At 62.7% G+C, this 10,567-nt stretch carries 12 protein-coding genes; 5 read left to right on the top strand and 7 right to left on the bottom strand.

Features of this window, described 5'->3' with window-relative positions:
- The 4 genes from IT472_RS06880 to IT472_RS06865 form a co-directional block, all read left to right on the top strand.
- The coding region (locus IT472_RS06880) for an efflux RND transporter permease subunit (RefSeq protein WP_297180273.1) at positions 1 to 1,720 on the top strand (1,720 nt) is incomplete at its 5' end.
- Positions 1,717 to 2,037 carry a P-II family nitrogen regulator gene (locus tag IT472_RS06875; RefSeq protein WP_297180271.1) on the top strand — a complete coding sequence of 107 codons (321 nt, stop codon included), beginning with the start codon at positions 1,717 to 1,719 and terminating at the stop codon, positions 2,035 to 2,037. The genes IT472_RS06880 and IT472_RS06875, both read left to right, overlap by 4 nt.
- A gap of 12 nt (positions 2,038 to 2,049) precedes the next feature.
- Positions 2,050 to 4,254, top strand: a complete 2,205-nt coding sequence (locus tag IT472_RS06870; protein WP_297180269.1) for a heavy metal translocating P-type ATPase — start codon at positions 2,050 to 2,052, stop codon at positions 4,252 to 4,254.
- Between the two features lie 45 nt (positions 4,255 to 4,299).
- On the top strand, positions 4,300 to 4,641 hold the full coding sequence (locus tag IT472_RS06865; RefSeq protein WP_297180267.1) for a DUF3703 domain-containing protein: 342 nt from the start codon (positions 4,300 to 4,302) through the stop codon (positions 4,639 to 4,641).
- A gap of 87 nt (positions 4,642 to 4,728) precedes the next feature.
- Here the strand turns inward: IT472_RS06865 and IT472_RS06860 are convergent, their stop codons facing one another.
- The 7 genes from IT472_RS06860 to IT472_RS06830 all read right to left on the bottom strand — a co-directional run bounded on the left by IT472_RS06860 (position 4,729) and on the right by IT472_RS06830 (position 9,585).
- Complete coding sequence (locus IT472_RS06860) at positions 4,729 to 6,228, bottom strand: multicopper oxidase family protein (RefSeq protein ID WP_297180265.1); 1,500 nt, start codon at positions 6,226 to 6,228, stop codon at positions 4,729 to 4,731.
- Between the two features lie 182 nt (positions 6,229 to 6,410).
- Positions 6,411 to 6,803: a hypothetical protein gene (locus tag IT472_RS06855; RefSeq protein WP_297180263.1), complete on the bottom strand. Its 393-nt coding sequence runs from the start codon at positions 6,801 to 6,803 to the stop codon at positions 6,411 to 6,413.
- Between the two features lie 96 nt (positions 6,804 to 6,899).
- Positions 6,900 to 7,130, bottom strand: a complete 231-nt coding sequence (locus IT472_RS06850; protein ID WP_297180261.1) for a hypothetical protein — start codon at positions 7,128 to 7,130, stop codon at positions 6,900 to 6,902.
- Positions 7,131 to 7,148: 18 nt separating this feature from the next.
- On the bottom strand, positions 7,149 to 7,811 hold the full coding sequence (locus IT472_RS06845; protein WP_297180259.1) for a carboxymuconolactone decarboxylase family protein: 663 nt from the start codon (positions 7,809 to 7,811) through the stop codon (positions 7,149 to 7,151).
- Between the two features lie 6 nt (positions 7,812 to 7,817).
- A complete protein-coding gene (locus IT472_RS06840; protein WP_343231816.1) occupies positions 7,818 to 8,363 on the bottom strand; it encodes a DUF411 domain-containing protein in 546 nt (181 codons plus the stop codon).
- A gap of 107 nt (positions 8,364 to 8,470) precedes the next feature.
- Positions 8,471 to 9,094: a hypothetical protein gene (locus IT472_RS06835; protein ID WP_297180257.1), complete on the bottom strand. Its 624-nt coding sequence runs from the start codon at positions 9,092 to 9,094 to the stop codon at positions 8,471 to 8,473.
- Positions 9,095 to 9,246: 152 nt separating this feature from the next.
- On the bottom strand, positions 9,247 to 9,585 hold the full coding sequence (locus tag IT472_RS06830) for a hypothetical protein (RefSeq protein ID WP_297180254.1): 339 nt from the start codon (positions 9,583 to 9,585) through the stop codon (positions 9,247 to 9,249).
- Positions 9,586 to 9,903: 318 nt separating this feature from the next.
- On the opposite strand from IT472_RS06830, the gene IT472_RS06825 reads away from it, so the two are divergent.
- Positions 9,904 to 10,299, top strand: a complete 396-nt coding sequence (locus tag IT472_RS06825) for a hypothetical protein (RefSeq protein ID WP_297180253.1) — start codon at positions 9,904 to 9,906, stop codon at positions 10,297 to 10,299.
- The last annotated feature ends 268 nt before the right edge of the window (positions 10,300 to 10,567 follow it).

Genomic DNA, 10,567 nt, shown 5'->3' with positions numbered 1-10,567 from the left:
CCTCGAGGGCAAGATGTTCAAGCCGATGGCCTTCAACATCGCCTTCGCGATGGCCGGTTCGCTGATCCTTGCCCTGACCCTGATCCCGGTCCTGGCGGCGCTGATCCTCAAGCCCAAGGAAGAGCGCGACACCTGGCTGGTGCGCGCCGTCAAGCGCATCTATGTGCCCTTGCTTGGGCATGCGCTGGTGAGAAAAGGCGTGGTCGTCACCTTCGCGATGGTCGCCCTGGTCGGCAGCCTCGCGCTGTTCCCCTTCCTCGGCAAGGAGTTCATGCCGCAGTTGCAGGAAGGCTCGATCATGTGGCGCGTGACCGGCATTCCGTCGACGTCGCTCGACACCTCTATCGAGACCAGCAAGCGCATCGCCGATGCCTTCAAGAAATTCCCGGAGGTCGATACCACCCTGGCGATGATCGGTCGCGCCGAGAAGGGCGAAACCGCCGACGTCAACTACATGGAGATCTACACGGCGCTGACACCGCTCGATCAATGGACGCCAGGGCGCGACATCAAGGAGTTGGAAGAGTTGATGAAGGAGAAGCTCGAAGAGGTGGTACCGAACACCGTGCCGAGCTACACCCAGCCGATCCAGATGCGCGTCGAAGAGTTGATTTCGGGCGTACGTGCGACCCTCGCATTGAAGCTGTACGGCGAGGACCTGAAGGAACTCGATCGCATCAGCGCAGAGTTGAAGGAAGTCCTCGAAGGCATTCCGGGCGTGGCCGATCTCTCGCTTGAAGCCAACATCGGCAAGCCGCAGATCCAGATCGAGGTCAACCGTCAGGAACTCGCCCGCCACGGCATGAACGCCGAGGAGGTGCTGACCATCGTCCGCAATGGCCTCGGCGGTGAGCCGGTGAGCGTGCTGCTCGATGGCGTCAAGCGCTTCGATATCTCGGTGCGGCTGGAGGATGCAACGCGCAACTCGATCGAGGCGCTGCGGCGGATTCCGTTGCGCACCGCGACCGGTGCGCTGGTGCCGCTCTCGGAAGTCGCCGAGGTCACCATCGCCGAGGGTTACTCCTTCGTCCGCCGCGAGCAGTTGCAGCGTTACGCGGTGATCCAGATGGATGTGCGCGGTCGCGATGTCGACAGTTTCGTCAAGGAAGCCTCTGCTGCGATCGAACAGAAGGCGGATCTGCCCGCGGGCTACTGGATCGAGTGGGGCGGCGCTTTCGAAAATCAGCAGCGCGCGCTGACCAAGCTGGCGGTGATTGTTCCGGTCCCCATCTTCTTCATCTTCGTGCTGCTCTACACCGCGTTCAACTCGGTCAAGTACGCGGCCCTGATTCTGGCCAATGTTCCCTTCGCGACCATCGGTGGCCTGCTGGCGCTGTTCCTGACCGGCCAGTACCTCTCGGTACCCTCGGCGATCGGCTTCATCGCCGTGTTCGGCGTAGCCATGCTCAACGGCATCGTGCTGGTCAGCTTCTTGAACGAGCTACGCGACAAGGGCTTGTCGGTTCGCGAGGCCGTCGTGCAAGGCACCACCTTGCGCCTGAGACCGGTGTTGATGACCGCGAGCGTGGCCGTCCTGGGTCTGGTGCCGATGCTGATTTCCACCGGGGTGGGCGCGGAAACCCAACGACCATTGGCCACGGTGGTCGTCGGCGGGCTGATCACATCGACCCTGCTCACCCTGTTACTGCTGCCGGTGCTTTACGAGTGGCTGGAGAACCGTGCCGAACGGCGTGCTGCATTGGAGGAGGCGTCACCATGAAGCAGATCAAGGCATTCGTGCATCGGGGCCGCGTCGCCGACATCGTGCACAACTTGCGTGAGGCAGGGTTCACGCGGATCGGACTGATCGACGTCAAGGGCCTGCTGCACGCGCTATCGGCGCGCGAGCAGGAGTACTCCGTCGAACTTGGCGAGCAGGTGACCTCGGAGATCCAGATCGAACTGTTCTGCGAGGACGACCAGGTGGACACCGCGGTTGCTCTGGTGCGCCAGCACGGCCGGACCGGCAAACGCGATGCCGGCTTTGTCTATGTCAGCAGCGTCGATGCGGCATTCCCCATCGATTCGCGCGACTGAGGCGCGCAACGGATGAACGATGACCACGAGAAACGCGGCGCTGCGGCGTCTGGCGCTTTAGTCGGGGCGCCGCGCCACGGCGCCGAGGCTGTCGACACCAAGCTGCTGGAATCGATCTTCAGGATCGAGGCGATGGATTGCCCGACTGAAGAAGCGCTGCTGCGCAAGCGCCTGGCCGGAATGCCGGGCGTGGTCGACCTCAGTTTTGACCTGATGCGCCGCCAGTTGACGGTGCAGCATTCGCTGTCGAGCATCGATCCGATCATCGAAGCGGTGGCCTCGTTGGGCATGGAGGCGGAGCCCGCGGTGTCCGGCGCACCCAGCGAAGCGCTGGCCGTTGCGCCAGCGGAACCCCGGGAGTCGTGGTGGCCACTGGCTATCGCGGGCGCAGCGGCGCTGGTCTCGGAAGCGGCCGAGTGGTTTGGTCTGGCAACGCCCTTCCTGCCCGCAGCGCTGTCGCTTGCAGCCCTTGCCCTGGCCGGTCTTGGCACCTACCGCAAGGGCTGGATCGCGATTCGCAACCTCACGCTCAACATCAATGCGCTGATGAGCATTGCCGTCACCGGAGCGATGTTGATCGGACAATGGCCGGAAGCGGCGATGGTGATCGTGCTGTTTGCCCTCGCGGAACGGATCGAAGCGGCGTCCCTCGATCGCGCTCGCAATGCCATTCGCGGGTTGATGGCGATGACCCCGGACATCGCGACCGTGCGTCAGACGGATGGCAGTTGGCAGACGGTGGTGGCGCGCACAGTGGCCCTCGGCAGTGCGGTGCGCTTGAAACCCGGCGAGCGCGTGGCGCTGGACGGCATCGTCAGCGCCGGCCATTCCGCCGTCGACCAGTCGCCGATCACCGGCGAGAGTGTCCCGGTCGACAAGACCGTAGGCGATTCGCTGTTTGCCGGCTCCATCAACCAGAGCGGCGAACTGGAATTCACGGTGACCGCCAAGGCGGATGAATCGACGCTCGCGCGCATCATCCACGCGGTCGAATCCGCGCAGGGAACAAGGGCGCCGACGCAACGCTTTGTCGATCAATTTGCCCGCGTGTACACGCCCGTGGTTTTCGCCGTTGCGTTCCTGTGCGCCCTCGGGCCACCGCTGTTGCTCGGCGGCGACTGGCTGGCCTGGATCTACAAGGCCCTGGTGTTGCTGGTCATCGCTTGTCCGTGCGCGCTGGTCATTTCGACGCCTGTCACCATTGTCAGCGGCCTCAGCGCTGCGGCGCGCCGCGGCATCCTGATCAAGGGCGGTGTCTACCTCGAGCAGGGCCGGCACATGAAGTGGCTGGCACTCGACAAGACCGGCACGATCACTGTCGGCAAACCCGCGCTCACGGATTTCGAGCTGGTGTCCGGGGCCGAACGGGACGCGTTGACCATCGCCGTCAGCCTGGCCTCACGCTCGGATCATCCGGTGTCCAAAGCGGTCGCAGAGTCGCAGCAGGCCAGGACCGTCACGATCCAGGCGGTCGATGCGTTCGAGGCCTTGCTGGGTCGCGGCGTCAAAGGGCGCATCGGCGGGCGGCTTTTCCATCTCGGCAATCACCGCCTGATCGAAGAACTGAAGCTCTGCGGCAGTGCCCTCGAAGCGCGCCTGAATGTGCTGGAATTGCAGGGAAAGACCGCCGTGCTGGTTGCCAGCGAACAGGCAGTGCTGGCCCTGTTCGGCGTCGCCGACACGGTCAAGGAATCCAGCCGTGAGGCCATCGGGCAGTTGCACGCACTCGGCATCAAGACGCTGATGCTGTCCGGCGACAACCAGCACACTGCAGCCGCCATCGCCAAGCAGGTGAATATCGACGACGCCAAAGGCAATCAGTTGCCCGAGGACAAGGTCACCGCGATTGCCGCGATGATCGGCAGGGAGGGCCTGGTCGGCATGGTCGGCGACGGCATCAACGACGCACCTGCATTGGCGCGTTCCGACATCGGCTTTGCGATGGGAGCCGCCGGTACCGACACCGCGATCGAAACCGCCGACGTCGCCATCATGGATGACGACCTGCGAAAGATTCCCGAGTTCGTTCGGCTCTCCAAAGCCACCGCTGCGGTGTTGAAGCAAAACATCGCGCTGGCGCTCGGCGTCAAGGCGATTTTCCTCGGCCTGACCGTGGTCGGCATGGGCACCATGTGGATGGCTGTGTTTGCCGACATGGGCACCAGCTTGATCGTCGTCCTCAACGGCCTCAGGCTACTTCGACCGCAGGCCACATGACCGGCCAGCCTTGATCCCAACGAACCATCTGCACGTCACCGAATCATGAATCAGAAGCTGCGCACTGCATTCGATCTGGAAATGGCATCCGCCGCCGCGGCGGAAAGCAGAGGCGACATGGATCGCGCATTCGTTCACCTGGAACGCGCCCACATCCTTGGACAGCGACACACGTGGCCTCACGTCCGCTCGCATCTTGCCATGCTGCGGATCGGTTGGCGGCGACGTGACCGGCGCGAGATTGTGGGTCAATTCCCTCGCATTCTCGCTGCCCTGGTGTTCTCGCGGATCTGGGTTCCGCTCGGGAACACGGGTGGCGCCAACGTCAGTCCAATCAAGCCGATGCCAATCCCGTCTGACTTGGCCGAGATACTCAGGATGGACTGACGCGGTCGGCGGCGTGCTCAACATCGGCGCAGGCGGTCAGGCAGAGCGCCATTGGCGACCGAGGTGATAGAGGCTGGCGCTGCTGGCCTACGATGCGGCAGCTCGCACGTCCAGCACCGCCATCATCCCCGCGTCCTCATGAGGCAGCAGATGGCAATGGAACATCCGCTTGCCTGGCAGCATCTGCTGTGTCTTGATGGTGACCGTTTCTCCGGCAGGTACATTGACAGTGTCGAACCATCCCGGCAAGGCGGCTGCAATGGGAACACCGCGCACCGTGCGACCGACCAGCTGAAATTGGGTGCCATGGATGTGGATCGGGTGATCCATGAAGCTCGCGTTGACGATCTCCCACAGCTCGACTCGACCGACCACCGTTTCGAGGTCGACACGATCCATGTCAAAACGTTTGCCGTTGATGAGGAAAGCGCCCGTCATGCCCATGCCAGCGCCGGAAAGCGCCACCTGCTGCTGGACCGTCGCGGGTCCCAGCGCGACGATCGGTCGCAGGATTCGTGGCAGTTCAACGGGCGCGAGCGCAACCGCTCCGCTCGTTTGAACCGTCATCAGCTCAATGTCCGAACCGCCATTCATGGCGCCGCCGTACCCGAGGTCGCGCAGCGCGTAACGGGTCGACCGGCGTGTATTCATCGACACCACGATCTCGACCCGTTGGGCGGGAGCAAGGAGCCATTCGGACAGCCCCGGCAGGGGCTGGTCAAGGAGTCCCCCGTCGGTTCCAACGACGGCAAAGTAGTGCCCGTCGAGACTCAAGCGCAAGTAGCGATCCGCGGTGGCATTGATGATCCGCCAGCGCTCGGTGGCGCCCGGTGTCACCGTGTGGACCGGAAGCCTCCGTCCGTTCACCAGCAATTCGCTCATGCCGGGCATCATCATCGCGCCCATGCCGGACATGGATGTCGAGCCCGTAATGACCTGAGCGTTTGAGTCGAGTCCGAGCGACGTGACCATCAAGGTCCGTTCGGAGAGCCCCTGCAGCGGATCGTCGCTGCTGCGAACGATGAGCGGGGCCGCGAGACCATGGCCGACCTGCAAGGTATTGGTCTCGTGTGCATGCGGGTGATACCAGTAGGTGCCGGCGCTGCCGATCGGCACCTCAAACGTGTAGAGCCGATCGGTGTGGGGGTCGACCGGATCCATGGGACTGCCATCCTGATCTGCAGGAACCGCGAGACCGTGCCAGTGGATGGTCGATTCGAGGTCGAGCCGATTGGCGAACGTGATCGCGACTCGCTGTCCCTCGCGCAGTTCGATCACCGGACCCGGGTATTGTCCGTTGTACCCCCATAACTCGGTCGTGCGGTCGGAGACAAGCGACGCGTTGTACGGGGAAGCCACCAGTGTGCCCTCGAAATCGCCGAGCACCGCGCTCTGGTTCGCGAGAGTGCCCAGGTGCGGAAGCGGGAGCCCGGTAGGCAATCCCGATCTGAACGGTGGCAGGCGACCCATCATTGCGCCCATGCCGCCGCGCGGCATGCCCCCCATCTGAGCCGATACACTCTGGGCCAGGGCCAGCGCCGAAAGAGCGCCTGTTGATGCGATGTTGAGGAAGCTGCGGCGACGCATGGGTCGCTCCCGACGTTTGCAGTGCAAGAAGGATCCGCCGTTCGCAAGCCACTCGTTTGACGGTGATCAATGTCGATGCAGTGGACGCATCTTCAGCTACTCAGTTGCGCTTTGCGTTCCAACGATCGCCAGCTTAATCGCGATGTCGGCGCCCGAGTTGGGCGCCGACCTGAACCGCGACGTCAGTTATCCAACACAGCCATGTCGCCGACTTGGGCTTGTCCGGTGACGACCGCCGCGTGCGCATAGTGGTCGTCGAAGACGTCGACGATTCGGACTTGCCCCACTTGTTCGCGGCGGAATGGTGGGGCTTTCGGATTACCGCCAGTGGTGCGCATATGCCTGATCACGTTGAGGATCTGACCGCTTTCGGCTCCGTTTTGCCGGCCGACACACACCACAACCCCGCTCTCATCTGTCGACAAAACCTGCCCCTGCATGACGAATTCATGGCGCACCGATGTTCCTCCTGCGCATCCCGCCACCGAGGCGACGGCCACGGCCGCCCATATCCAGCCCAGGCAATGCCGGCGGACGCCTGAAAACAGGCGGGTCGAGTTCGTTTTTGCGTTCATGTTTGATCTCCGTGTAATGTCGCCTGAGCGAAATGCTTCAGACGCCGTAGCTCATCCTTTCGTTTGGCAATCACTGTCCGCCGTGCCGGCGGATTTTCAATCTTCGGTTCGCGGTTCGTCCGCGCTCTCGACGAGCAGCAACATTGCAGCCAGTCCGAGGCCAATCGCCGTATGGCCGACCAGCGTATGAATCTCGCTGCGCTCAAAGACAAAGGCATCGGCGATCGTCAAAATGACACCGATCAGCACGATTACGCGAAAGGCAATTCGATGATTTCCGATGAACAGCAGAGTCGGAAGCAAGACCCTGTTTCTGAAAGTCGCCACGATATTCTCCTTGTCAGGTTATGGATTCGGATTGGTTTCGAGAGCTTTTTGACTGGGCTGGATCCTGCCTGCATGGCAAGGGCGGGTGCTGATCGGCACGAGGCTTGCCACCGTGCCTTCGGGTTGATCGCGAGCACCGAGCCAGGGACAAAGGCCACTCTCTTCCGCACCCAGTGCACTGTTGAATTTCGCGCTCATGTTCTGGAAGGAGATCCATGCGGTCAGCGCCACGATTTCGTGGTCATCGAATTGCTGCCGCAGTGACGCGGCCTGCGCTGGCCCCACGCGCCGCTGGGTGTCCGTCATGGCTTCGGCGTAGTCCAAGGCGACGCGCTCGCGCTCCGAGTAAAGGTCACTGTCCTGCCAGCTCCCCACGGCTTCTGCTTTTGCACTGGAGCCAGTCGCGTGGAGCAGGTTGTAGGCATTCAGGTCGACACAGAATGCGCACCCGTTGAGTTGCGCAACCCGCGCCGAAACAAGACTGCGCAACGCTGCATCAACGGGAAACGCCCTTCTTTGGAAAAGTCCGAGCAGCAACAACATGCCGCCGAAGGGTCCGGGGAGCCGTCCCCATAACCAGGAAGGTGGCAGTGTTCGACCGTACTTGCGCGCCTGCCGGCGAAAGAACCATCGCAGGTAGAACGGGTAGTCGCCGAATTGCTTGGCGGGGATCCAGGACATTGGTAGTCACCTGTTGTGATGACTGAACGGTGTGGATTTGCCATCCAAGTCGACGAGATAGACCGTGTAGGGCTGTACCTCGCCCGCTGGAGCCTCCATGCCGGGCGAGCCCAGCACCATGCCTGGAACGGTCAATCCCCGAGCCTTCGGTTTCTCGGTTAGCAGTCGTTGGATGTCGGCTGCAGGGACGTGGCCCTCGATGAAGTAGCCGCCGACGACCGCGGTGTGGCAAGACCCGCCGCCAACCGGAACCCCCATAGCGACTTTGAGTGGATTGAGGTCGTTCATCGACACCACCGAGACCGAGAATCCCGCGCGTTTCGCGTGGTCAACCCAAAGGCCGCAGCAGCCGCAACTGGGGCTCTTGTGCACCGTCATTGCCGGCAGGGAATCGACGGAGGGCGAGTCGGTGACTTCGGCGCCCGGCAGACTCGGGACCGTCATGGTCGCGGCCGCCGATGCGGCGTGGGTCTGCTGAATGCTGCTTTCTCTACTGCAGGCTGCGAGTACGCCAAGCAAAGAGAGTGCGAGCAGATGTGTTGATCGGATCATGTGGGTTCCCCTCGGTAAGGCGCCGCAATGCGGCGCCGCTGGTTCGGTTTTGACGCCCGACCTCATGCCATTGGCCGTGGTGGGATCGGCTGCCAGTTGGGCGGTGCTCAGTTGTCCAGTTCCACCATGTCGCCGGTCTTGACTTCTCCGGTCACGATCGAGACGCGCGCGTAATGGTCATCGTAGACATCGACGATGCGCACCTGCCCGACTTGGGCACGGCTGAAGGGAGCGCCTTCAACGATCGCCATTTCTGCGAAGTGCCTTATGACATTGAGTACCTGTCCGTCGTGCGCGCCATCACGCTTGCCGATGCAAACGACGATTTCGTTGGCGTCCACGGACAACACTTGGCCTTGCATGAACTGGTGGCGGATTGCGCTGTCTCCGGTACAACCGGCCAGCGCCGTTGCCGCCACAAGGCCGACGAGCCATCCGAATCTGCGACGATTCTTGTTGACGGTGCGGTTGATGCATGTGTGATTCCTATCCATGACAGATCTCCGAGCTGACATAGCGGCCGGATCGGCCGCGGGGGATTTCGGGCCAACTTGAGGCCCAGGTATTGCCGATCGCTGGCTCGACTCGCTTTGTCGGCACAAGCGAGACATCAACGCGGCCGCCGGGGCCGCATTGAGTGTTGTGATTGGGGAAAGCGTTGATTTCGCCGTGAGCAACATCCAATGGGATGCCATCGGCGGTCCAGCGCTCGTTCGGTTCGCAAATTCCACGTGCAGGAACTCCACCGCAGACGGCCCGGGGGCCGACATCGCACGGTGAACGCTCAGGGGAGAAGTCGCTGAAGCGACGAAGACTAGATCCGGCGTTCAACCGTCCCGATACAGCTGCCAGCAGCAAGCCAGCAGCAACGGGTGCGGTGCGCCTAGATCAACAACACTCGGTAGATGCTGCCGTGGCGGTCACGGATCGCATCCGCTGTTCGCGGATCGCGCGCTGGGCCCGAGTTGCGATCCAGCCGCAGGAGGGCTATTTCGGCGCCACCGCCTGCCAGCGCAGGAAAGACCGGCGGCACGATGTCGCGGAGCTGCTTGTCAGCGTCGTCGCAATGCGCGCTGCATGCAATCTGGTTCAAGTCCGGCAACGCGCTGCCCATCGTGTCTGACGACATATGGGAGTGCAAGGACGAGTCTTGAGAGTCAGAGACTTGGGTTGAATGCGTGCCGTGCAGGCCGGGTGCCGCCCGACACAGATGTTCGGCCATCGCGATCTGATTGAGCAACATGGCGAGCACCGCCCACAACGCCAGCCATCGCCGACGCGGTTGACGAAATTGCTGGAGTGCCCTCGATGCCACAGCCGCTTCCTAGCATTAGACAGCTTGATCGTAGCGTGATCGATCCGCAGCGTCCTTGCGCTGGATCAAGCACCGTGCGCGGTTCTTGCGCTGGAATGCGAGAACTGAGTTGAGACCGGCGTGCGCCCAATTCCCAAGCCGGCTCGCCTCCCCGTGGGTTCTTGATCAATATCAACTTGCGGGTCCGGCGAGTGCGCGTATCCTCTTGGCAAGAAGGATCGGAACATGCGCGTGCCTCGTTTGGGTCTGAAATCGTTGCGTCGTCGCCTCCCGCGCTGGCTGATGCCGGTGCTGGCGATCTTGCTGTTGTGCCAGCAGGTAACGATTGCCGCGCACCTGTGTTCGATGCCGGCGCCGGTGACTATGGATGCTTCCGGTGGCTGCCATGACGACATGGGCAGTGGCGACCCGGCGATGTCGCCGGACTGCACCGCCCATTGCGCCGATCCAACCAAGCACGTCACCGATGCCGTTGCGCTTGGCGTTCCGCCGCTACCGCCGATGATTTCCCGGCATGCGCTGTTAGTTGCAGCCGTAGCAACGGCAAGCCGTTCCACGTCCGACGATCCCGCCTCGCGGAATTGGCCACGGTTACGCGCGAGCACCATCCTGCTGATCTAACTCCCTTTCCGTGATTGGCTGCGGGCCATGGGCCCGTGGCTGCGCGTGCCCGGCGTTGACGCCGGGTGTCTGCCATCGCGTAGCGGAGCTTGATCCGTGAAAACCTCGATATTGTGGCCGCATGCACGCCGCCAGGCGTGCGCGCTGGCGTTGTTCCTTGCGTTGCCTGTCGCTGCGGCCAGCCCACCAGGCGCCGATCTCGATTCAGTGCATTCGTGGCTGCGGCAGCACAACTCCGCGCTGTTGGCGCGTACGCTGGATGCGGAGG

The organism is Thermomonas sp. (assembly GCF_020850895.1).
Lineage (GTDB): Bacteria > Pseudomonadota > Gammaproteobacteria > Xanthomonadales > Xanthomonadaceae > Thermomonas.
This window is presented reverse-complemented; position numbering and strand designations above follow the sequence as displayed.

What these genes read in the sequence shown, in the direction of transcription:
- IT472_RS06875 (WP_297180271.1), top strand. Translation starts at nt 1,717, where the DNA reads ATGAAGCAGATCAAGGCATTCGTGCATCGGGGCCGCGTCGCCGACATC.
- IT472_RS06870 (WP_297180269.1), top strand. Translation starts at nt 2,050, where the DNA reads ATGAACGATGACCACGAGAAACGCGGCGCTGCGGCGTCTGGCGCTTTA.
- IT472_RS06865 (WP_297180267.1), top strand. Translation starts at nt 4,300, where the DNA reads ATGAATCAGAAGCTGCGCACTGCATTCGATCTGGAAATGGCATCCGCC.
- IT472_RS06860 (WP_297180265.1), bottom strand. Translation starts at nt 6,228, where the DNA reads ATGCGTCGCCGCAGCTTCCTCAACATCGCATCAACAGGCGCTCTTTCG.
- IT472_RS06855 (WP_297180263.1), bottom strand. Translation starts at nt 6,803, where the DNA reads ATGAACGCAAAAACGAACTCGACCCGCCTGTTTTCAGGCGTCCGCCGG.
- IT472_RS06845 (WP_297180259.1), bottom strand. Translation starts at nt 7,811, where the DNA reads ATGTCCTGGATCCCCGCCAAGCAATTCGGCGACTACCCGTTCTACCTG.
- IT472_RS06840 (WP_343231816.1), bottom strand. Translation starts at nt 8,363, where the DNA reads ATGATCCGATCAACACATCTGCTCGCACTCTCTTTGCTTGGCGTACTC.
- IT472_RS06830 (WP_297180254.1), bottom strand. Translation starts at nt 9,585, where the DNA reads ATGGCCGAACATCTGTGTCGGGCGGCACCCGGCCTGCACGGCACGCAT.
- IT472_RS06825 (WP_297180253.1), top strand. Translation starts at nt 9,904, where the DNA reads ATGCGCGTGCCTCGTTTGGGTCTGAAATCGTTGCGTCGTCGCCTCCCG.